General features: G+C 65.5%; 21 protein-coding genes. 11 read left to right on the plus strand and 10 right to left on the minus strand.

Annotated features, from left to right (window positions below):
* Positions 1 to 139: 139 nt before the first annotated feature.
* The 6 genes from C6570_RS10285 to C6570_RS10310 all read right to left on the minus strand — a co-directional run bounded on the left by C6570_RS10285 (position 140) and on the right by C6570_RS10310 (position 3521).
* Positions 140 to 745: an LOG family protein gene (locus C6570_RS10285; RefSeq protein ID WP_106703120.1), complete on the minus strand. Its 606-nt coding sequence runs from the start codon at positions 743 to 745 to the stop codon at positions 140 to 142.
* The gene (locus tag C6570_RS10290) at positions 742 to 1146 is read right to left on the minus strand and encodes a diacylglycerol kinase (RefSeq protein ID WP_106703121.1); all 405 of its coding nucleotides are present in this window, start codon (positions 1144 to 1146) and stop codon (positions 742 to 744) included. The genes C6570_RS10285 and C6570_RS10290 overlap by 4 nt, the downstream gene beginning before the upstream one ends.
* Before the next feature lie 78 nt (positions 1147 to 1224).
* Positions 1225 to 1782: an RDD family protein gene (locus tag C6570_RS10295; RefSeq protein WP_106703122.1), complete on the minus strand. Its 558-nt coding sequence runs from the start codon at positions 1780 to 1782 to the stop codon at positions 1225 to 1227.
* Between the two features lie 77 nt (positions 1783 to 1859).
* The gene (locus C6570_RS10300) at positions 1860 to 2474 is read right to left on the minus strand and encodes a DUF3106 domain-containing protein (protein ID WP_106703123.1); all 615 of its coding nucleotides are present in this window, start codon (positions 2472 to 2474) and stop codon (positions 1860 to 1862) included.
* 22 nt (positions 2475 to 2496) lie between these two features.
* Positions 2497 to 2958 (minus strand): DUF3619 family protein, encoded by a 462-nt coding sequence (locus tag C6570_RS10305; RefSeq protein WP_106703124.1) that lies wholly within the window; start codon positions 2956 to 2958, stop codon positions 2497 to 2499.
* Entirely contained in the window at positions 2955 to 3521 is a 567-nt protein-coding gene (locus C6570_RS10310) for an RNA polymerase sigma factor (RefSeq protein ID WP_106703125.1), read from the minus strand. Before C6570_RS10310 ends, C6570_RS10305 begins: the two co-directional genes overlap by 4 nt.
* Before the next feature lie 315 nt (positions 3522 to 3836).
* Between C6570_RS10310 and C6570_RS10315 the strand changes: the two genes are divergently transcribed.
* The 7 genes from C6570_RS10315 (at position 3837) to C6570_RS10345 (ending at position 13437) form a co-directional block, all read left to right on the plus strand.
* Positions 3837 to 5615 (plus strand): acetolactate synthase 3 catalytic subunit, encoded by a 1779-nt coding sequence (locus C6570_RS10315; RefSeq protein ID WP_106703126.1) that lies wholly within the window; start codon positions 3837 to 3839, stop codon positions 5613 to 5615.
* 154 nt (positions 5616 to 5769) lie between these two features.
* Positions 5770 to 6261 (plus strand): acetolactate synthase small subunit, encoded by a 492-nt coding sequence (gene ilvN, locus C6570_RS10320; protein WP_106703127.1) that lies wholly within the window; start codon positions 5770 to 5772, stop codon positions 6259 to 6261.
* A gap of 90 nt (positions 6262 to 6351) precedes the next feature.
* The gene (ilvC, locus tag C6570_RS10325) at positions 6352 to 7368 is read left to right on the plus strand and encodes a ketol-acid reductoisomerase (protein ID WP_106703128.1); all 1017 of its coding nucleotides are present in this window, start codon (positions 6352 to 6354) and stop codon (positions 7366 to 7368) included.
* 253 nt (positions 7369 to 7621) lie between these two features.
* The gene (gene pssA, locus C6570_RS10330; RefSeq protein ID WP_106703129.1) at positions 7622 to 8509 is read left to right on the plus strand and encodes a CDP-diacylglycerol--serine O-phosphatidyltransferase; all 888 of its coding nucleotides are present in this window, start codon (positions 7622 to 7624) and stop codon (positions 8507 to 8509) included.
* A 197-nt stretch (positions 8510 to 8706) separates the two neighbouring features.
* Positions 8707 to 10425 carry a 2-isopropylmalate synthase gene (gene leuA, locus C6570_RS10335; RefSeq protein WP_106704638.1) on the plus strand — a complete coding sequence of 573 codons (1719 nt, stop codon included), beginning with the start codon at positions 8707 to 8709 and terminating at the stop codon, positions 10423 to 10425.
* 52 nt (positions 10426 to 10477) lie between these two features.
* Entirely contained in the window at positions 10478 to 12016 is a 1539-nt protein-coding gene (locus tag C6570_RS10340) for a 2-isopropylmalate synthase (RefSeq protein WP_106703130.1), read from the plus strand.
* A 119-nt stretch (positions 12017 to 12135) separates the two neighbouring features.
* Positions 12136 to 13437 carry a serine hydrolase gene (locus C6570_RS10345; protein ID WP_425437927.1) on the plus strand — a complete coding sequence of 434 codons (1302 nt, stop codon included), beginning with the start codon at positions 12136 to 12138 and terminating at the stop codon, positions 13435 to 13437.
* 352 nt (positions 13438 to 13789) lie between these two features.
* On the opposite strand, the gene C6570_RS10350 is transcribed toward C6570_RS10345, so the two are convergent.
* Genes C6570_RS10350 through C6570_RS10365 form a run of 4 tightly spaced genes read right to left on the minus strand, consistent with a single transcriptional unit; the run spans position 13790 to position 16682 of the window.
* A complete protein-coding gene (locus C6570_RS10350) occupies positions 13790 to 14581 on the minus strand; it encodes an IclR family transcriptional regulator (RefSeq protein WP_106703131.1) in 792 nt (263 codons plus the stop codon).
* Positions 14582 to 14587: 6 nt separating this feature from the next.
* Entirely contained in the window at positions 14588 to 15373 is a 786-nt protein-coding gene (locus C6570_RS10355; protein WP_106703132.1) for an arginyltransferase, read from the minus strand.
* The gene (aat, locus tag C6570_RS10360; RefSeq protein ID WP_106703133.1) at positions 15370 to 16131 is read right to left on the minus strand and encodes a leucyl/phenylalanyl-tRNA--protein transferase; all 762 of its coding nucleotides are present in this window, start codon (positions 16129 to 16131) and stop codon (positions 15370 to 15372) included. The genes C6570_RS10355 and aat overlap by 4 nt, the downstream gene beginning before the upstream one ends.
* Positions 16128 to 16682, minus strand: a complete 555-nt coding sequence (locus C6570_RS10365) for an NUDIX hydrolase (RefSeq protein WP_106703134.1) — start codon at positions 16680 to 16682, stop codon at positions 16128 to 16130. The genes aat and C6570_RS10365 overlap by 4 nt, the downstream gene beginning before the upstream one ends.
* Positions 16683 to 16746: 64 nt before the next feature.
* On the opposite strand from C6570_RS10365, the gene C6570_RS10370 reads away from it, so the two are divergent.
* From C6570_RS10370 to pgeF, 4 genes are all read left to right on the plus strand, one after another.
* Positions 16747 to 17196: a MarR family winged helix-turn-helix transcriptional regulator gene (locus tag C6570_RS10370; RefSeq protein ID WP_106703135.1), complete on the plus strand. Its 450-nt coding sequence runs from the start codon at positions 16747 to 16749 to the stop codon at positions 17194 to 17196.
* 146 nt (positions 17197 to 17342) lie between these two features.
* On the plus strand, positions 17343 to 18065 hold the full coding sequence (locus tag C6570_RS10375; protein ID WP_106703136.1) for a YiaD family glycine zipper/OmpA-like lipoprotein: 723 nt from the start codon (positions 17343 to 17345) through the stop codon (positions 18063 to 18065).
* 141 nt (positions 18066 to 18206) lie between these two features.
* Positions 18207 to 18848, plus strand: a complete 642-nt coding sequence (maiA, locus tag C6570_RS10380) for a maleylacetoacetate isomerase (RefSeq protein WP_106703137.1) — start codon at positions 18207 to 18209, stop codon at positions 18846 to 18848.
* Complete coding sequence (gene pgeF, locus C6570_RS10385) at positions 18845 to 19723, plus strand: peptidoglycan editing factor PgeF (protein WP_106703138.1); 879 nt, start codon at positions 18845 to 18847, stop codon at positions 19721 to 19723. Before maiA ends, pgeF begins: the two co-directional genes overlap by 4 nt.
* The last annotated feature ends 180 nt before the right edge of the window (positions 19724 to 19903 follow it).

The following is a 19903-nucleotide window of genomic DNA, read 5'->3' on the forward strand; positions in this document are numbered from 1 at the left end:
AGTCGCCCCACCTAACGCGAGTTGATCCGACGTGCGCCGCGTCAGCTTTAGGCTGAACGCGGCGTTTTGGTGTTTGGCGCCCCGCGGATAGCAGCGGATACGTGCGGATGCCCGCGGATCGCCGGTTCAGCGCCAGCGGTCAGATGCCGTCCAGCTTGGCGAGCTTGGGAAAGCCGGCGCTGGTGACCAACTCCTTCAGCAGGGGCTCTGCCGCTGTGCCGGTGGCGATCAAGTCCCACTGATGCCCATCCATGAACCCTTCGTCTACGCTGTGGTGCATGAAGGTGAGCAGGTGGTCGTAGTAGCCATCTTGGTTGAGCACACCGATGGGCTTGTTGTGGTAGCCCAGCTGGCGCCAGGTCCATGTTTCAAACAGCTCTTCAAATGTGCCGATGCCGCCGGGCAGCGCCAAAAATGCGTCGGCGCGTTCGGCCATCAAGCGCTTGCGCTCGTGCATGTTTTCGACCACGTGCAACTCGGTGCAGCCGCGATGAGCGTGTTCTCGTTCCACCAGCGCGCGCGGAATGACGCCGACCACACGCCCGCCAGCGGCCAAGGTGGCGTTGGCCACTTCGCCCATCAGCCCTGCGCGGCCGCCGCCGTAGACCAGTTGCCCGCCTTGGGCGCCAATCCATTGGCCGACGGCGCGGGCTGTCTCTGCGTACGCGGCGAATCTCCCGGGGCGCGAGCCGCAATACACGCAGATCGAAAACGCAGGTTCAGGAGCGGTCACGGAATCGTTCATACGATGAAGAATCGGGTGTAGATGGCGGCCGCCCAGGCGCCGCCGGCGATCAGCAGGCTGAGCAGCACCGCGGCCGAGCCCATGTCCTTGGCCCGTTTGGACAGCGCGTGCCATTCAGGGCCGATGCGGTCCACCACGGTTTCGATGCCGGTGTTGAGCAACTCTACGATCATCACCAGCAGCACGGAGCCGGCCAGCATGACCACTTCCACCCAGCTGCGCCCCAGCCAGAAAGACAGGGGCACCAACACCACGGCCAAGATGGCTTCCTGGCGAAAGGCGGGCTCGCGCCACCCCGCGCGCAACCCGGCCAGGGAATACAAACCGGCATGCCAGACGCGCGAAAGGCCGGTGCGCGCCTTCTGCGGATTCACGGGGTTGAGGCGGGCATCGGGTGGCATGGTCAAAGCGAAGTTGAGGGTGGGCAGGCAGCGGCGGTGGGCGCAGGTAATCGGAAGGCGTTCACGCGGCGGGCGGCCTCAGGTACGCCGGCGGCTCACGTCCGGTTGCACGTCGATCAGGCGCGTGCCGGCCCAGATGTCGTGCCAGAACTGCTGCTCGCGGTTGAAGCGGCTCAAAAGGGCCCACACAGCCACCCAGCCGGCCATCAACAACGCGACTTCCGCGCCGCTGAGTGGCCAGGGCGCCATGGCCGCCAGTGGTGGCAGAAACCAGACCCAGCTGAACACGTAACGCAACAAGGCGCGACCGCCTCGCAGCGGGTGGCCCGATTTATCCACCACCTTGATGTGCCAGGTCTTCATCGCCAAGGTTTGGCCGCGGGTCCAGAACCAGACGAAATACAGCGCCGACACCGCAAAAAGAAAAGCCTGCAGCCCGTGGCGATTGTCCAGGGCGTGGCGCGTCTGCGTGCTGGCGCTGAAGATGTAGCCGGCCACGAACACCACGCCGAACATCAGCATGCCTTCGTACATCCAGCACGCCATGCGGCGACGCAGCGAAGGCGCGCGCATCCGCGAAGACTGCGAGGGGGGCGAGGCAAGAGGGCGCGCGGCGGGGGCGTCGAGCGAGGGCATATCCGGAAGCGGCGGCCAGACCGCTGGGTGCAAGGCGAGGGGCTTGTGAAACAGCGCAGCGCCCTGCAAGCGGGCGCTCAGCGCGTCGTGGTACTGGCCACCGAAGCCGGTGGCTGAGGCAGGAGTGTATTGCGATTCACCGGCGCCGCCGACCGGAAGGCGGCGGGCGAACTGGCCACCGCGCCCGGCCCGGCGGCCTCTGCGGGGCGCAGCACACGGGTGCGTGGGGCAGGGCGCAGCGCCGGGGCCGCACCCGCCGGGGCTTTGGGCCGATCGCCGGCAAGCCGTTCACGCTCTTCGGCGGGTAGAGCCTGGTACTCCTCCCACTTGGCGCGCTTCTCATCCGCAGGCACGCGCCGCACCTCGTAAAAATTCAGGCGGGCCTGGGTGCGCTGCGCTGCCGTCAGCTGCGCCCACTCGGCCATCCGGCCCTGCAGCGTGGTCTGCTCATCGGGCGACATGCGGTTGAAGTTATGGGAAACCGCCACCCACTTGCGCTGCTGATCAGAGCTCAAGCCACGCCAGTGGTTGGCCAGCGGCGCCAGCGCACGCTTTTGCTCGGCGTTCAGGCTGCTCCACGGCAGGCTGCCCACAGCCGCCTGAGTGCCGGCGCCCGACGACGAGGTCTGGCCGAACGCGGGTGCGATGGCCAAAACGACGAGCAGCAGGAGAAGCGGGGCCGTGGCACGCATTCGCAGAGTGTGCAGTTGTCGATCAGTGGCTGACAGTCGTCGACTGGCCGCTGGTTTTCAGAAATTGCACGAAACCTGCATCGGAGTAGGCCTCCGGCGGCAAATCGTCCGTCAGCAAAGAGGCGTCCAGGTCGGCCACCTCCGTCGTACGGTCATCGTCCTGAACCACATTGGCGGCAACCAGGCCGATGACCAAGGCGCACACGAGCGCCAGCGACGTGAGGCGCCCCCAAAAGCCCAGCCCATCTTCGCCCGAGCCCAGCGTCAAGGTGTTTCCGTGGCGGACAACCGCATTGGCGGTGCGAAGCCGGGTGACCGCCACGGGCTGCTTGCGCCGCGCCATGGCCTGCATGCGCGCGGCGCGCAGCCGTTCGCTGATATCGTAGGGCAGGTCTTCGGCCCCGGCGGACAATCGCGCGGCCACGCGCAGGCCGAAGCGGTTCTGCGCAACTTCTGCCATCTGGGGGAGGTAAGGTTTGGTCATGGTGCGATTCCCTTGATGCGCAGCGCCTTGGCCAGTGCCTGAACCGCCCTGGAACAGTGCGTTTTCACACTGCCTTCAGAGCAACCCATGGCGGCCGCAGTTTCTGCAACATCCATCTCCTCCCAGTAACGCATTAAAAACGCCTCTCGTTGACGGGCTGGCAGCGCCTTTATCTGTAACTCAATCGCTGCCAGGATTTCACTGCGGCGGGTGGCGTCTTCCGCGCTCTCGATCTGCTCGGCGTTCGACGCGCCGGCGAAGGCTTCCAGCAAGTCGAAGTCGCCGTCCCCGTCGGGCGACTCGAAGTCGCTCATGTTCGAAAACACAGCGCGTCGCGTTTTCTGGCGGCGGAACCAGTCGAGCGTGCTGTTGGACAGGATGCGCTGGAACAGCATGGGCAACTCGCCCGCGGGCTTGTCCCCATAGTGCTCCGCCAGCTTCATCATGCTGTCTTGCACGATGTCGAGTGCCGCGTCTTCGTCTCGTACGTGGTACATCGAGCGCTTGAAAGCCCGTTTTTCCACGCTTTTGAGGAAGTCAGATAGTTCTTGTTCGGTGGCCAAATCGTTCGATCAGCGAGGGGCGCCGGGCACTGCGACTGCGTGGGTTGGGTGTTGGCCGGCGACCGCACTGTGCCGGCAGGCGCCGGATTATGGCACCGCGCCTAGCCAAGAATTTTCGGGCAGACCCTTTCAGAGCGCCATGCTGCAATGCGATAATGGGCAGTTGCAGTCATCAAGGCAAACGGGTCACCGTCCGGCGACAGAAGTGGGGTCGTCCATGGCGCGTGGTCTCAAGTCCTGAAGCGGCCTCACGAGGGCTGGCAAGGGGCACCCAAGGTATTTCGTCAGAGAAATTCTCGAAAGGTTCATCTCATCATGGAAATCTCCAAAGCCGAAATCAAGTCGGCCGCCGCAGCCTCTGCCCGCGGCGATTCCGAAGAACTCCGCGGCGCTGAAATTCTGGTCAAGGCCTTGCAGGCCGAAGACGTGAAGTACGTCTGGGGCTACCCAGGCGGCGCGGTGTTGCACATTTACGACGCGTTCTACAAGCAAGACACCATCCAGCACGTGCTGGTGCGTCACGAACAGGCCGCCGTGCACGCCGCCGACGGCTACGCACGTGCCACGGGCGACGTGGGCGTGGCGCTGGTCACGTCCGGCCCCGGCTTGACCAACGCGGTCACCGGCATCGCCACGGCGTACATGGATTCGATCCCGATGGTGATCATCTCCGGCCAGGTGCCCACCGCCGCCATCGGCCTGGACGCCTTCCAGGAATGCGACACCGTCGGCATCACCCGTCCCGTCGTCAAGCACAACTTCCTGGTCAAGGATGCGCGCGACATGGCCGACGTGATGAAGAAGGCGTTCCACATCGCCCGCACCGGCCGCCCCGGCCCCGTGGTGGTCGATATTCCGAAGGACGTGTCTTTCAACAAGGCTGCCTACAAGGGGTACCCCGAGAGCATCGAGATGCGCTCGTACAACCCCGTCAAAAAGGGCCACTCGGGCCAGATCCGCAAGGCGATGCAGCTTTTGCTGAACGCCAAGCGCCCCTACATCTACACCGGCGGCGGTGTGTTGCTGTCCAACGCCTCGGCCGAGCTGCGCCAGCTGGTGGACATGCTGAATTACCCCGTCACCAACACGCTGATGGGCCTGGGCGCGTTCCCGGCCGAAGACCGGCGCTTCCTGGGCATGCTGGGCATGCACGGCACCTGGGAAGCCAACAACGCGATGCAGAACTGCGACGTGCTGCTGGCCGTGGGCGCGCGCTTTGACGACCGGGTCATCGGCAACACCAAGCATTTCGCCTCGGTCGATCGCAAGATCATCCACATCGACATCGACCCTTCGTCCATCTCCAAGCGGGTCAAGGTCGACGTGCCGATCGTGGGCGACGTCAAGGACGTCCTCACCGACCTGATGGGCATGATCCGCGAGGCCAGCCACCAGCCCGACCGGGCCGCGCTGGACGCGTGGTGGCAGCAGATCGAAGGCTGGCGTTCGCGCGACTGCATGAAGTACGACCGCGACAACACCGACGTCATCAAGCCGCAGAAAGTCATCGAGACGCTGTGGAACATGACCAAGGACGCCGACGCCTACATCACCTCCGACGTGGGCCAGCACCAGATGTGGGCCGCGCAGTACTACAAGTTCAACGAGCCGCGCCGCTGGATCAACTCCGGTGGCCTGGGCACCATGGGCGTGGGCATTCCCTACGCGATGGGCATCAAGCTGGCCAAGCCCGAGAGCGAAGTGTTCTGCGTGACGGGCGAAGGCTCGGTGCAGATGTGCATTCAAGAGCTGTCCACCTGCCTGCAGTACAACACGCCGATCAAGATCCTCGCGCTCAACAACCGCTACCTGGGCATGGTGCGCCAGTGGCAAGAGATCGAATACTCTGGCCGCTACAGCCACAGCTACATGGACGCGCTGCCCAACTTCGTGAAGCTGGCCGAGGCGTATGGCCACGTCGGCATGCTGATCGAGCGCCCGCAGGACGTGGAAGGCGCGCTGCGCGAGGCGCGCAAGCTCAAGGACCGCACCGTGTTCATGGACTTCCGCACCGACCCGACCGAAAACGTGTTCCCCATGGTGCAGGCCGGCAAGGGCATCACCGAGATGCTCCTGGGCGCCGACGACCTGTAAGTTAAATCGGCTTCTGGCGCCCGTCAGCAGTGCGCCAGCAGCTATCATTTTTGTAATTTGACGAATCTATTGCCCGCCGAGTCCGCCGCTTACCGGCTGCGGAGGAGGGCGGTGAAAGCGCAGGCTTTCACGTTGGCAAGAAGAGGGCTCGACCATGAAACACATCATTGCCGTTCTGATTGAAAACGAGGCGGGCGCCCTGTCCCGCGTGGTGGGGCTGTTCTCGGCCCGTGGCTACAACATCGAATCGCTGATCGTGGCGCCGACCGAGGACGAAAGCCTCTCGCGCATGACCATCCAGACGCGCGGCTCGGCCGACACCATCGAGCAGATCACCAAGCACCTGAACCGCCTGATCGAGGTGGTGAAGGTGGTCGACCTGACCGAAGGCAGCTACATCGAGCGCGAACACATGATGGTGAAGGTGCGCGCCGTGGGCAAGGAGCGCGAGGAGATCAAGCGCACCTGCGACATCTTCCGCGGCCGCATCATCGACGTGACCGACAAGAGCTACACCATCGAGCTGACGGGCGACCAGTCCAAGCACGACGCCTTCCTGAATTCGATCGACAAGACCGCCATCCTCGAGACCGTGCGCACCGGTGCCAGCGGCATCGGGCGGGGCGAGCGCCTGTTGCGCGTTTAAGCGTCTAGCGCCCGACCAGCGGTCGCTGGCCGGTACTTTTTAAATAGCAAGTTCCCTGATTTACACCCTGTCATTCCAAGGAGATACGACGTGAAAGTGTTCTACGACAAAGACTGCGACCTGAGCCTGATCAAAGGCAAGACCGTCGCCATCATCGGCTACGGCAGCCAAGGCCATGCGCACGCGCAGAACCTGAACGACAGCGGCGTGAAAGTCGTCGTCGGCCTGCGCAAGGGCGGCGCCAGCTGGGACAAGGTCGGCAAGGCCGGCCTGACCGTGATGGAAGTGAACGACGCGGTGAAAGCCGCCGACGTGGTCATGATCCTGCTGCCCGACGAGCAGATCGCCGAGGTCTACAAGAACAACGTCGAGCCCAACATCAAGCAAGGCGCCTCGCTGGCCTTTGCCCACGGCTTCAACGTGCACTACAACCAGGTGGTGCCCCGCGCCGATCTGGACGTGTGGATGGTCGCGCCCAAGGCCCCCGGCCACACCGTGCGCAACACCTACACCCAAGGCGGCGGTGTGCCCCACCTGGTGGCGGTGCATCAAGACAAAACCGGCAAGGCGCGTGACCTGGCGCTGTCTTACGCCATGGCCAACGGTGGCGGCAAGGCCGGCATCATCGAGACCAACTTCAAGGAAGAGACCGAGACCGATCTGTTCGGCGAGCAGGCCGTGCTGTGCGGCGGCGCGGTTGAGCTGATCAAGATGGGCTACGAAACCCTGACCGAAGCTGGCTACGCCCCTGAAATGGCGTACTTCGAGTGCCTGCACGAGCTGAAGCTGATCGTCGACCTGATCTATGAAGGCGGCATCGCCAACATGAACTATTCGATCTCGAACAATGCTGAGTACGGCGAGTACGTGACCGGCCCTGAGGTGATCAACGAAGAGTCGCGCAAGGCCATGCGCCACGCGCTCAAGCGCATCCAGAACGGCGACTACGCCAAGCAGTTCATTGTGGAAGGCCGCACCGGCTACCCCAGCATGACCGCACGCCGCCGCAACACCGCCGACCACAGCATCGAAGTGGTGGGTGCCAAGCTGCGCGCCATGATGCCCTGGATCGCCAAGAACAAGCTGGTGGACCAGTCGCGCAACTGATCGAAGTTGTTCGCACCCGGCCGAAAGGCCGGTGGGCGGCGCCACCTGCTTGGCGCTTGCCCGCACCCCGACAAGGCCACCCGCGCGGTGGCCTTGTCATTCCGGGCGGCGCACGCGCAGGCGTACACTTGCTCACAGATGGCCGCGCAGCACCTGCCACGGCGCGCGGCCGGGCGGCGTGCCTGCCTCGCAATACTACAGATTTGATAGCTGCCAGCGCTGGTTGCACCTGCGCTAGCGACCGATTTGATTCATGAATTCACCCGACCGCCAACCTGAACCGCGCCAGCCCGCGCCGCCACTGGGCGTGTCGCAGCGCGTGCGCCGCAAGGGCATTTACGTGCTGCCCAACCTGTTCACGCTGGCGGCGCTGTTCGGGGGCTTTTACGGCATCGTCATGGCGATGAACGGGCGGTTTGACCTGGCCACCACCGGCATCTTCGTGGCCATGGTGCTCGACAGCCTGGACGGCCGCGTGGCGCGCATGACCGGCACGCAAAGCGCGTTTGGCGAACAGATGGATTCGCTGGCCGACATGGTCAGCTTTGGCGCGGCACCGGCACTGCTGGCCTACGAATGGGCGCTGCGCCCGCTGGGCCGCTGGGGCTGGATTGCGGCGTTTGTGTATTGCGCCTGCGCGGCGCTGCGGCTGGCGCGGTTCAACGTCAACACCGCGGTGGTGGACAAGCGCTACTTCCAGGGGCTGCCATCGCCTGCCGCCGCGGCGCTGGTGGCGGGGTTCATCTGGCTGACCAGCGCCATGCTGGTGTCGCACCGTGAGGTGCCGATCTTTCGCGCGGTGATTTCCTTGCTGAGCAGCGACCCCATTGGCCGTGCCGATCTGGGCTGGATCACCTTTGCCGTGACCTTGTTCGCCGGCCTGACCATGGTCACCAACCTGCCGTACTACAGCTTCAAGGACTTTGGCGGGCGCCGCAGCGTTCCCTTTGTGGTGCTGGTGCTGATCGCGCTGCTGTTTGCCGTCATCAGCATCGAGCCGGCCACGATGCTGTTCATCTTGTTCGTGGGCTACGGCTTGTCCGGCTACGTGCTGTATGCCTGGCGCCGCTGGCGGGGTGTGCCGGTCAGCATCGTCAGCACGTCGACGGATGAGCCTGACGAACGCGGCCTGCACGACTGAAAGCGCGTGGCTTTGTGATAGAGTGCGCCTTCCTATGACACGCATGGCTCTGAACCTACTAGCCACCTCCTTCGGGCGGAGACGGTAGCGCGCGCAAAAAAAGCCATAGCACCCAACCACGGCCCGTTAGCACCAGCAACGGGCCGTTGTGTTTTGGGGGGTTGCTGGTCGAATCCACTTTTGACCGAAAGATCGACATGCTCAAGCAACCGCAGACCAAGTACCGCGCATTCCCGCCCGTGCAACTCGAAGGCCGCCGCTGGCCCGACGCGCAGCTGACGAAAGCGCCGGTCTGGCTGTCCACCGACCTGCGCGACGGCAACCAGGCGCTGATCGAGCCGATGGACGCCGCTCGCAAGCTGCGCATGTTCGACCTGCTGGTGCAGGTGGGTTTTAAAGAGATCGAAGTCGGCTTTCCAGCCTCGTCGCAGACCGAATTCGATTTTGTCCGCAAGCTCATCGAGGAAGGCCGCATTCCCGATGACGTGACCATCCAGGTCATGACCCCGGCGCGAGAGGAGTTGATCGAGCGCACGGTGCAAGCCCTGGCCGGCGCCCGCCGCGCGATTGTTCACGTCTACAACGCCGTTGCGCCCGTGTGGCGGCGCGTGGTGTTCGGCCTGGAAGTGCCGCAGGTGATGGAGCTGATCGCGCGCCACGTCGGCCAGGTGCGCCGCTTGACCGACGCACAACCGCAGACCGAATGGATCTTGCAGTACTCGCCCGAGACCTTTTCGTTGGCTGAGCTGGAGGTGTCGCATCAGGCCTGCGAAACCGCCATCACCGCCTGGGGCGCCGGGCGGCCGATCATCCTGAACCTGCCCACGACGGTGGAAAACGCCACGCCCAACGTGTTTGCCGACCAGATCGAATGGATGGTGCGGCAGTTTGCCGACCGGCCCGAAGTGGTTCTGTCGGTTCATCCGCACAACGACCGCGGCACTGGCGTGGCGGCGGCTGAATTGGCCATGATGGCCGGCGCGCACCGCGTGGAAGGTTGCCTCTTCGGCAATGGCGAGCGCACCGGCAACCTGGATTTGGTCAACGTGGCGCTGAACCTGTATACGCAGGGCGTTGACCCGCAGCTGGATTTCTCCGACATCGACGCGGTGCGCCGCACGGTGGAGCACTGCAACCATCTGCCCGTGCACCCGCGCCACCCGTATGTGGGTGAGTTGGTCTACACCTCGTTTTCCGGCTCGCACCAAGACGCGATCAAGAAAGCCTTTGCCGCGCGCCGCGAAGGCGATGTCTGGGAAATCCCGTACCTGCCGATCGACCCGAAAGACCTGGGCCGCAGCTACGAAGCGGTGATTCGCGTCAACAGCCAATCGGGCAAGGGCGGCATGAGTTATCTGCTCGAAAGCGAATACGGCTTGGCCATGCCGCGCCGCCTGCAGATCGAATTCAGCCAGGTCGTGCAGCGCGTGATGGATCGAGACGGTAAAGAGCTGACCGCCGCCGACCTGTGGCAACTGTTTCGCCATGAGTACGGCCTGGACGCGCGCAACGTGATCCAGCACCGCGTGTGGGAAGCCGCCGCGGGCGACGACGGGCAGCGGCGCGTGCAGCTGAGCGCCAACATCGACTGGCAAGGCGCGCCCTGCACCGTGCAAGGGCAGGGCAACGGCCCCATCGACGCTTTCGCCAGCGCGCTGTCTGCGGCGGTGGGCTGCCCGGTGCGCGTGATCGATTACCAGCAACACGCCATCGGCGAAGGCGCTGATGCCCGCGCGATGGCGTATGTCGAGCTGCGCCTGGGCGATTCGCCCGCGTTTTTCGGCGTAGGCACCGACAGCGACACCTCTGCCGCGGCGATGCAGGCCTTGATCTCGGGCCTGCACCGTGCCCACGCAGCCGGTTGGGCGACCGAGTCGGCCCCTGAGGACGCACAATGCGCGGTTGTCGTTGCCTGAGCGCAGCCTAAGCCATGAACGCCACATACCAAAAACACAGGAGTTGATACCCATGACCGACAAGCTCATCATTTTTGACACCACTTTGCGTGACGGCGAGCAGTCGCCCGGCGCCAGCATGACCAAGGACGAAAAGCTGCGCATTGCCCGCCAGCTGGAGCGCCTGAAGGTGGACGTCATCGAGGCGGGCTTTGCCGCCAGCTCCAACGGCGATTTCGACTGCGTGCAGGCCATTGCCAACGCCATCAAGGATTCGACGATCTGCTCGCTGTCGCGCGCGAACGACCGCGACATTGCCCGCGCCGCCGAGGCGCTCAAGGGCGCGGCCAGCGGCCGCATTCACACCTTCATCGCCACCAGCCCGCTGCACATGGAGAAAAAGCTGCGCATGACGCCCGACGAGGTGTTCGAGCAGTCCAAGCTGGCCGTGCGCTTCGCCCGCAACCTGATGGACGACATCGAGTTCAGCGCTGAAGACGGCTACCGCAGCGACATCGACTTTCTCGCCCGCGTGTGCGAAGCGGTGATCAAGGAAGGCGCACGCACCATCAACATCCCGGATACGGTGGGCTACGCCATCCCCGAGCTGTATGGCAACTTCATCAAGACGCTGCGCGAAAAGGTGCCCAACAGCGACCAGGCCGTGTGGTCGGTGCATTGCCACAATGACCTGGGCATGGCGGTGGCCAACAGCCTGGCGGGCGTGAAGCTGGGCGGGGCGCGCCAGATCGAATGCACCATCAACGGCCTGGGCGAGCGTGCGGGCAACTGCTCGCTGGAAGAGGTGGTGATGGCCATCAAGACGCGCCGCGACTATTTCGGCCTGGACGTGGGCGTGGATGCGTCGCAGATCGTGCAGGCCAGCCGCATGGTCAGCCAGACCACCGGCTTCGTCGTGCAGCCCAACAAGGCGGTGGTGGGCGCCAACGCCTTTGCCCACGCCAGCGGCATTCACCAGGACGGCGTGCTGAAGGCGCGCGACACCTATGAAATCATGCGCGCGGAAGACGTGGGCTGGAGCGCCAACAAGATCGTGCTGGGCAAGCTGAGCGGGCGCAACGCCTTCAAGCAGCGCCTGCAAGAGCTGGGCGTGGTGCTGGAGTCCGAGGGCGAGATCATGGCGGCGTTTGCCAAGTTCAAGGAACTGGCCGACCGCAAGAGCGAGATCTTCGACGAGGACATCCTGGCGCTGGTGGGTGACGAAAGCGTGGCCACCGAGAAAGAGCAGTACGGCTTTGTGTCGCTGTCGCAGCGCAGCGAAACCGGCGAGCGCCCCGAAGCCGAAGTCGTTTTCACCGTGGGGGGGCAAGAGGTGCACGGCAAGTCCGACGGCAACGGCCCGGTGGACGCGTCACTCAAGGCGATCGAATCTCACGTCAAGAGCGGCGCCGAGATGGTGCTGTATTCGGTGAACGCGATCAGCGGCTCCACCGAGAGCCAGGGCGAGGTCACGGTGCGCCTGCAGAACTCGGGCCGGGTGGTCAACGGCGTGGGCGCAGACCCCGACATCGTGGTCGCCTCCGCGAAGGCTTATCTGAGTGCCCTCAACAAGTTACACAGCAAAGCTGACAGGGTGGCTGCACAAGGCTAGGGTTAACCCGTATAACTCTAGAAACAAATGAGAAAAGAGGTGCAAGTCTATGTTATTGCGCCTCTTTTTTTGTTTTAGTACACTTGCGCCCTGTCTGAAGTATGGGTTGGAGTGAAAAGATGGCGCTGGCTGCACTGGGAAATCGTTGGACTCGGCTGTGGCGCGATGGCATTGGCGCCATTTCCATAGGACTGGCGCTGGCCGCCACCCCCGCGATGTACGCCCACGCGGCGCCCAAGAAAGCCGCCAAGTCCGCCGAAACCCACAAGGCTGCGGCCAAGCCGGCAGCCAAATCGGCCACCAAATCTGCTGCTGCCAAAGCCCCCGCAGCCAAATCCGCCGCCGTCGCCAAGGCCGATTCGCGCAAAGACAGCCGTAACAACTCCAAACGCGCCGTGGCCGCCGGCAAGGGTGCCGAGAAAGTGGCCGCCCATGCCAAGGGCGGCAAGAGCGGTGCCAAAGGCAACGAACGCCTGAAGGTCGCAGTCGGCGGCACCAAGGCCCAAAGCCGCGCGCAGCAACGTGCCGAACGGCTGGCTGCACGCGAAAACCGCGTCGCTCTGCGCAGCGCCGTGCACACCCAGCGCGAGGCGCCCGCGCCGCGCCTGTCCATGGCCCAGATGGCCGGCCTGCACCATTCGGGCGACCCACTGGACCTGAAATCCAGCGTGGCACTGGTACTCGATCAAGATACCCGTGAAGTGCTGTTCAGCAAGAACGATCATGCGGTGTTGCCCATCGCCTCCATCACCAAACTGATGACCGGCCTGCTGGTCTCGGAAGCGCGTTTGCCGCTGGACGAGATGGTGACCATCACCGAAGAAGACGTGGACTATGAAAAAGGCAGCAGTTCGCGCCTGGCCGTGGGCACCACGCTGACGCGCGGCGAGCTGATGCACCTGGCGCTGATGTCCAGCGAAAACCGCGCCGCACACGCGCTCGGCCGCAGCTACCCCGGTGGCCTGCAGCGCTTCGTCACGCTGATGAACAACCGCGCCGCGACCCTCGGCATGCGCGACACGCGCTATGTGGAGCCCACCGGCTTGTCCAGCTCCAACCGTTCTTCCGCCGTTGATCTGGCCACGCTGGTGGCCACGGCTTCGCAAGACCCGCTGATGCGCCAGCTGACGACGTCGCAAGGCTACGAAGTGGCCGTGGGCAGCCGCGTGCTTCAGTACAACAACACCAACCGCCTGGTGCACAAGCCCGACTGGCAGATCGGCCTGCAAAAGACGGGCTATATCTCTGAGGCGGGCCAGTGCCTGGTGATGCAGGCGCGCGTGGCGGGCCGCAAGGTCATCATGGTGTTCCTGGATTCCACCGGCAAATACAGCCGCCTGGCCGACGCCGAGCGCGTGCGCCGCTGGGTGGAGAACGAGCGTCCCGCCGCCACCTTTGCAGGCAACGGCTACGCCGGCTGAGCGCGCGGGGCGGTGAGCGCCACGGCCGCGTGCCGCGCATCCCAAGCCTACCAAAGACTATGAATTTGATAGCTGCCAGCGCAGGTTGCACCTGCGCTGGCAGCTGTTTTTGTTGATAGACCTGGCTGGGCAGTTGCGGCCGACCGGCTGCCCGCCAGCACCGCCTTGGTGCGTGAAGGCGACGCGACAAGCCAACGCGGCGACCTGCCGGAGCACCCGCCGTTGGCCGTAGCCATCACCTGAATGCTATTGATTGAATAGCTGCCAGCGCAGGTACAGCGGGCGCCAGAGGCCAATTGGGTATTGAATCCGAGGGCGCTGGCCTTGCTGGCCGGGCGCCGAGCCCCGAGCGTCAGCCGCGCGCCAAAGACCCGGTGTGGCCCAGCGCCGCCGAGATTTCCTGCGCGGTATGCTGCAGCTTGGGCAGCCAGTTGTCATCCAGCCGGTCGGCCGGGGCGGAGATGGACAGGCCCGCCACCAGCTTGTCCTGATCGTCGTAGATGCCGGCGGCCATGCAGCGAACGCCCATTTCCAGCTCTTCGTTGTCGTGCGCCACGCCGGATTGGCGTGCGCGGATCAGTTCGCGCTCCAGCGCGGGCAGTTGGGTGATGCTGTTGCGCGTGTGGCCGGCCAAGCCGGTGCGTGTGGCGTAAGCGCGCACGCGCGGTAATTCGTCGGACGCCAGAAACAGCTTGCCCGTCGATGTCAGGTGCAAAGGCGCGCGCCCGCCAATGGCACGCACCACCTGCATGCCGGAGCGCTCGCTGTACGTGCGTTCGATGTAGACGATCTCGTCGCCCTGGCGCACGCTGAGGTTGACGGGCTGTTGGATCAGGCGGTGCAGGTCGCGCATGGGCGCCAGGGCCGCGTCGCGCACGTCCAGCCGGCCCTTGACCAGATTGCCCAGCTCCAGCAGGCGCATGCCCAGCCGGTAGCTGCCCGGCTCGGGCCGGTCGACAAAGCGGCCGAGGGTCAGGTCGTTCAGGATGCGGTGCGTGGTGGACGGGTGCAGGCCGGTCTGCTCGGCGATTTCCTTGAGGGAAATCGGCTCTTCGCGCGACGCCAGCACGTCGATCAGCGCGAACATGCGCTCCAGCACCTGGATGGTGGGCGTGGGGTGGGCGTCGGGATGGGGGCGTCGCATGGGCACTCAGGTTGGCTGGGGGGCGGCAGGGGCAGGGGGGCTGGCGGTCGCCGCGGGTGCGGCTTGCCATTGGCCATCGATGCGACGCTCGGAGGGGCGAAAGCGCGCTTTATAGGCCATCTTGGCGCTGCCGTCGATCCAGTAGCCCAGATAGACGTAAGGCAGGCCGAGCGTGCGCGCCTGCTCAATCTGCCACAGCACGCTGTAGGTGCCGTAGCTGGCACGCACGTCAGCAGGGTCGTAGAAGGTATAGACGGCCGACAGCCCGTCGCTCAGCACATCCACGATGGAAACGATGCGCAGCGCGCCGGCGCTGGGCGCGCCAGCAGGTTCGCGAAACTCAACTAGGCGCGAATTGACGTTGCTTTGCAGCAGGAACTGGGTGTATTGATCCACGCTGTCCTGGTCCATGCCGCCGCCCGTGTGGCGGCCGGTCTGGTAGCGCAGGTACAGCTGGTAGTGCTCTGGCACGTAGCAGAGCTTGAGTATGCGCACTTCCAGCGCGCCATGCCTGGCCTGCGCGCGGCGCTGGCTGCGGTCGGGCTGGAACTGGTTCACGCACACGCGCACCGGTACGCAGGCCTGGCAGCCGTCGCAATAGGGGCGGTAAGTGAACATGCCGCTGCGGCGAAAGCCGCGCTGCACGAGATCGGAATAGGCCTCGCTGTTGACCAGGTGGCTGGGCGTGGCGACCTGTGAGCGGGCCTGCCTGCCGGGCAGATAGCTGCAAGGATAGGGCGCTGTGGCGTAGAACTGCAGCGCCTGAAAGGGAAGGTCCTTGAGGTGGGTCAACGCTGGGCCGGGCGGGGTGGCAGCAATGCGTTCCAGTATACGGGATCGAATTTCCAAATGAGGGCGGGCTGGGGCGCCAATTCGGCCACGGCGCGGGCGAATTCGGCCCTTGGCATTTCGCGCGCGCCCATGAAGTCCAGGTGCGCCGTGTTCTGCTGGCAATCGATCAGCGGCAGGCCTTGGTAGCGGCACCAGGCGACCAGTGCGGACAGGGCCAGTTTGGAGCCGTCTGTCACGCGCGTGAACATGGATTCGCCGAACACCGCGCGGCCGATGCTTACGCAGTACAGGCCCGCCACCAACTCGCCCGCCACCCAGGTTTCCACGCTGTGGGCATAGCCGGCGCGGTGCAGTTCGCCATAGGCGCGGCGCATCTCGGGGCCGATCCAGGTGCCGTCCTGGCCCGGCCGGGGCGAGGCGGCGCAGGCGGCCATCACGTCGTCGAACGCGGTATCAAAGCGGATTTCGCACGCCGGGCTGATGCGAAAGCGTTCGATCACCTTGCGCAAAGAGCGGTGCAGGCGAAACGCATCCACCTGCAGCACCATGCGGGGGTCGGGGCTCCACCAGAGAATGGGTTCCCCGTGGCTAAACCAGGGGAAAACGGTGGCACTGTAGGCGGCGCGCAGCGTACGCACATCCAGCTCGCCGCCCACCGCCAACAAACCTGGCGCGCTGCTGGAGGGCCCCCACGCCTGCGATACCGGCGGGAAAGGCTCGCCGGGTGCCAAGATGGCCAGCTGGGAAAGCTCGCTCATCGCGGTGGCCAGGGTATGTCGATGTCGTGCATGCCGAAGTGGCCCCGGCGCCGGTCTTCAAAGTAGCGCAGCAGCGTTTCGCGCACCGTGAGAAAGGCCAGCTCGTCCCAGGGGACTTCGGCCTCGGTGAACAAACGCGCTTCCAGCGTTTCGGGGCCGGGGTTGAAGGCCTCGCTTTGCAGCGCCGCCAGGTAGAACACATGAACCTGACCCACGCGCGGGATGCTCAGCGTGCTGAACAGCGGGCCTATGGCGATCTGCGCGCCCGCTTCCTCGTCGGTCTCGCGCGCCGCGCCCTCGGCCATGGTCTCATCCAACTCCATGAAGCCCGCTGGCAGCGTCCACTTGCCCCAGCGAGGCTCGATGGCCCGCTTGCACAGCAGCACGCGATCGCCGATGTAGGGCACGGTGCCCACCACCACCAGCGGGTTGACGTAATGCACGGTGCCGCAGGCCGGGCAAACGGCACGCTCGTGCGTGTCGCCTTCGGGGATGCGGTAGTCCACCGCGGCTCCGCATTCGCGGCAGTGCTTGATGGTTCGGCGCTGCATGGGCTGAACAGTGTAGTGGCTCGCGCAGGCGGCCCACGTGCGCCGCGCCCTCTAAACTGGTGGCATGCAACCCGACGCTTTTGTTCTAGAGCAGGCCCCTGGCTACCTCATCCGGCGCGCGCACCAGATCTCGGTGGCGGTGTTTGCCGAGCACACCGTCTGCTTCGACGCCACCCCCATGCAGTTCGCCGTGCTCAGCGTGCTGAGCGATGCGCCGGGCGTGGACCAGATCACGCTGGCGCAGCGCGCGGCTTTTGACGCGGCCACCATTGGCTCGGTCGTGGGGCGGCTCATCACCAAGGGCTGGGTGCACCGCCAACCCGCCGAGCGCGACCGGCGCCGCAAATTGCTCTGGCTGACGCCCGAAGGCGAGCAGGCGCTGGCGGGTATCGCCGCGCTGATGCCCGACGTGCAGGCGCGCGTGCTGGGCGGCCTGGATGCGGCGGAGCGGCAACAGTTGAGAGCCCTGCTTGCCAAATTGGTCGCACATCACGGCAGTGCGCCGCCTGACTGATCGGGCACGCGAAAGCGTCCTACAGCGGCCTGCCACGCCGCAGCGTTAGATTCGTAGACGCCTTGGGGCGCCTGCTCCTCGGGAAAGCCGCCATGCCAACGTGCTGCGGCGTTCCACTGAACGTCATCGTTAAAGGAATATCTCTCATGCAACGACCCTCTTCAAAAATCTTCGGGCGCGGCCTGCTGGTGCTGGCCACGGCGGCAGCGGTGCTGACCACCGGTTGCGCCAACATGACCGAAGCGCAGCGCAATACCGCCATTGGCGCCGGTGTGGGCGCGGCGGCCGGCGGCCTGATCGGCCACGGCAAGGGCGCAGCCATTGGCGGCGTGGTGGGCGCAGCCGGCGGCTACGCATGGTCGCATTACATGGAAAACAAGCGCCAGCAGATGCAGGCTGCAACCGCCGGCACGGGCGTGCAAGTCACGCAGACGCCGGACAACCAGCTCAAGCTGAACATCCCCAGCGATATCTCGTTTGACACCGGCCGCGCCGACATCAAGCCCAACTTGCGCCCCATCCTGGACCAGTTCGCGCAGGGCCTGGGCCAGCAGCCCAATCTGGAAGTGACCATCATCGGCCACACCGATTCCACCGGCAGTGATGCCATCAACAACCCGCTGTCCGTGGCGCGCGCCAACAGCGTGCGCGACTACATCGCCACGCGCGGCGTGGACACGCGCCGCATCCGCACCGACGGCCGTGGCTCGCGCGAACCTGTCGACAGCAACAGCACCGAAGCGGGCCGTGCGCACAACCGCCGCGTGGAAATCTTCCTGGCCGAGCTGGCGCCCGCCGCCCCAGCCCCTCAGCCAGCGCCCTACAACGCGCCGTACAACACCCCCGTGGGCGGCCAGCCCGTGCGCTGATCGGCCAAGCGCCGCCGCCTGTGCGGCACCAGCGTGGTCTTCGCCCTTACGCGCCACCCCAAAAGGTGGCGCGTTTTGCTTTGTGAAGCGCGCCTTTTCGCGCAGGCCTGCTGGCCGGCCGCTCACGTATAGTGGTTTGGCATGAAGCTTTACAACTACTTCCGGTCTTCCGCGTCGTTCAGGGTGCGCATCGCCCTGGCTTTGAAAGGGCTGCAGTACGACTACGTGCCGGTGCACCTGGCCAAAGGCGAACAAAAGCAGCCCGAGTTCGCTGCGCTGACGCCGGAAGGTCTGGTGCCCATGCTGGAGACGGGCGACGGGCTTCGGCTGACGCAGTCGATGGCCATCATCGAATACCTGGACGAAACCCACCCCACACCCCCGCTGCTGCCCGCTGACGCGCCCGGGCGCGCGCGTGTGCGTGCGCTGTCGCAAATCGTGGCGTGTGAAATCCACCCGTTGAACAACCTGCGCGTGCTCAAGTACCTGGTGCACGACTTGAAAGCCGACGACGGCGCCAAGACCGACTGGTACCGCCACTGGGTCGCGGTGGGCCTGCAAGCCTATGAAGCGCGCATGGCAGAGGGCACCCGTGGCATCTACAGCCACGGCGACGCGCCCACCCTGGCCGACTGCTGCTTGGTGCCGCAGATCTTCAACGCCCAGCGTTTTGACTCCGACCTGACGCCATACCCCCTCACCATGGCCGTTTTTCAGGCGTGCATGCAGTTGCCCGCTTTCCAGCAGGCGCAGCCCTCGGCCTGCCCGGACGCCGAGCCATGAGCATCGCCGCCAGCGCCGCCCCCTGGCTGATCCCCGACTGGCCGGCGCCCGGCCACGTGCGGGCGCTGTTCACCACGCGCGGCGCGTCTGAGCACGACGGCGCCTCGCGCGGGCCCTACGGGTTTTTCAATCTGGGCGACCACGTGGGTGACGATCCGGTGGCCGTGGCGGCCAACCGGGCGCACCTGACCCGCGCACTGGGCGGGGCGCAGCCGGGCTTTCTCAACCAGGTGCATGGCACTGTGGTGCGCGACGGCTGCAGCCCTGGCAACGAGCCCAGCGCCGCCGGGCCAGCGCCGGCGCCCACGGCGGACGCGGCCGTCAGCAATCACCCGGGCCGCGCCTGCACCGTGATGGTGGCCGATTGCCTGCCCGTGCTTTTCACCAACCGGGCCGGCACCGTTGTTGGCGCGGCGCACGCCGGCTGGCGGGGGTTGGCGGCGGGTGTGCTGCAAGCCGCCTTGGTGTCTTTTCGGGCTGCGGCGCTCGCTGCACCAGCGCCAGGCGCTATTAAAAATACAGCAGACGACGTGCTGGCGTGGCTGGGCCCGTGCATTGGCCCGCGCGCCTTTGAGGTGGGTGCCGAAGTCCGCGCCGCCTTTGTCGACGCCGACAGCGGCGCCGCTGCCTGCTTTGCGCCCCACGGCGCTGGCAAATACCTGGCCGACCTGCCGGCGCTGGCGCGGCGGGTGCTGGCCGCGCAGGGCGTCGCCGCCATTTACGGCAACGACAGCAGCGACGACTGGTGCACCGTGGCACGTGCCGACCGATTCTTCTCCTACCGGCGCGACCAGGCCGCGCTGGGGGGCAGTGGCCGCATGGCCGCCTGCGTGTGGCTGACGGACCAGCCGGCTCGCACCCACTCCCGCGCCTAAGCGGCCCGTGCCAGCGCGAATGCCCTGCGGCCAAGTGCTCGCAGGGCGGGTTGGCACGGTCAGAGTCAGCGTATATTGGCGCCATGTCAGTTCGCCGTCACGGTGTTTGAACATACTTCGGTGCAGGGTCAAGAAAGGCGCGCCACGACGCCACGCTACCGCGGCGAGCCAGCCCCCTGC

The sequence above is a fragment of the Ottowia oryzae genome, from assembly GCF_003008535.1.
Lineage (GTDB): Bacteria > Pseudomonadota > Gammaproteobacteria > Burkholderiales > Burkholderiaceae_C > Ottowia > Ottowia oryzae.

What these genes read in the sequence shown, in the direction of transcription:
- maiA (WP_106703137.1), top strand. Translation starts at nt 18,207, where the DNA reads ATGAAGCTTTACAACTACTTCCGGTCTTCCGCGTCGTTCAGGGTGCGC.
- C6570_RS10300 (WP_106703123.1), bottom strand. Translation starts at nt 2,474, where the DNA reads ATGCGTGCCACGGCCCCGCTTCTCCTGCTGCTCGTCGTTTTGGCCATC.
- C6570_RS10290 (WP_106703121.1), bottom strand. Translation starts at nt 1,146, where the DNA reads ATGCCACCCGATGCCCGCCTCAACCCCGTGAATCCGCAGAAGGCGCGC.
- C6570_RS10350 (WP_106703131.1), bottom strand. Translation starts at nt 14,581, where the DNA reads ATGCGACGCCCCCATCCCGACGCCCACCCCACGCCCACCATCCAGGTG.
- aat (WP_106703133.1), bottom strand. Translation starts at nt 16,131, where the DNA reads ATGAGCGAGCTTTCCCAGCTGGCCATCTTGGCACCCGGCGAGCCTTTC.
- C6570_RS10315 (WP_106703126.1), top strand. Translation starts at nt 3,837, where the DNA reads ATGGAAATCTCCAAAGCCGAAATCAAGTCGGCCGCCGCAGCCTCTGCC.
- pssA (WP_106703129.1), top strand. Translation starts at nt 7,622, where the DNA reads ATGAATTCACCCGACCGCCAACCTGAACCGCGCCAGCCCGCGCCGCCA.
- C6570_RS10375 (WP_106703136.1), top strand. Translation starts at nt 17,343, where the DNA reads ATGCAACGACCCTCTTCAAAAATCTTCGGGCGCGGCCTGCTGGTGCTG.
- C6570_RS10285 (WP_106703120.1), bottom strand. Translation starts at nt 745, where the DNA reads ATGAACGATTCCGTGACCGCTCCTGAACCTGCGTTTTCGATCTGCGTG.
- C6570_RS10305 (WP_106703124.1), bottom strand. Translation starts at nt 2,958, where the DNA reads ATGACCAAACCTTACCTCCCCCAGATGGCAGAAGTTGCGCAGAACCGC.
- C6570_RS10345 (WP_425437927.1), top strand. Translation starts at nt 12,136, where the DNA reads ATGGCGCTGGCTGCACTGGGAAATCGTTGGACTCGGCTGTGGCGCGAT.
- C6570_RS10295 (WP_106703122.1), bottom strand. Translation starts at nt 1,782, where the DNA reads ATGCCCTCGCTCGACGCCCCCGCCGCGCGCCCTCTTGCCTCGCCCCCC.
- leuA (WP_106704638.1), top strand. Translation starts at nt 8,707, where the DNA reads ATGCTCAAGCAACCGCAGACCAAGTACCGCGCATTCCCGCCCGTGCAA.
- C6570_RS10370 (WP_106703135.1), top strand. Translation starts at nt 16,747, where the DNA reads ATGCAACCCGACGCTTTTGTTCTAGAGCAGGCCCCTGGCTACCTCATC.
- pgeF (WP_106703138.1), top strand. Translation starts at nt 18,845, where the DNA reads ATGAGCATCGCCGCCAGCGCCGCCCCCTGGCTGATCCCCGACTGGCCG.
- ilvN (WP_106703127.1), top strand. Translation starts at nt 5,770, where the DNA reads ATGAAACACATCATTGCCGTTCTGATTGAAAACGAGGCGGGCGCCCTG.
- C6570_RS10340 (WP_106703130.1), top strand. Translation starts at nt 10,478, where the DNA reads ATGACCGACAAGCTCATCATTTTTGACACCACTTTGCGTGACGGCGAG.
- C6570_RS10365 (WP_106703134.1), bottom strand. Translation starts at nt 16,682, where the DNA reads ATGCAGCGCCGAACCATCAAGCACTGCCGCGAATGCGGAGCCGCGGTG.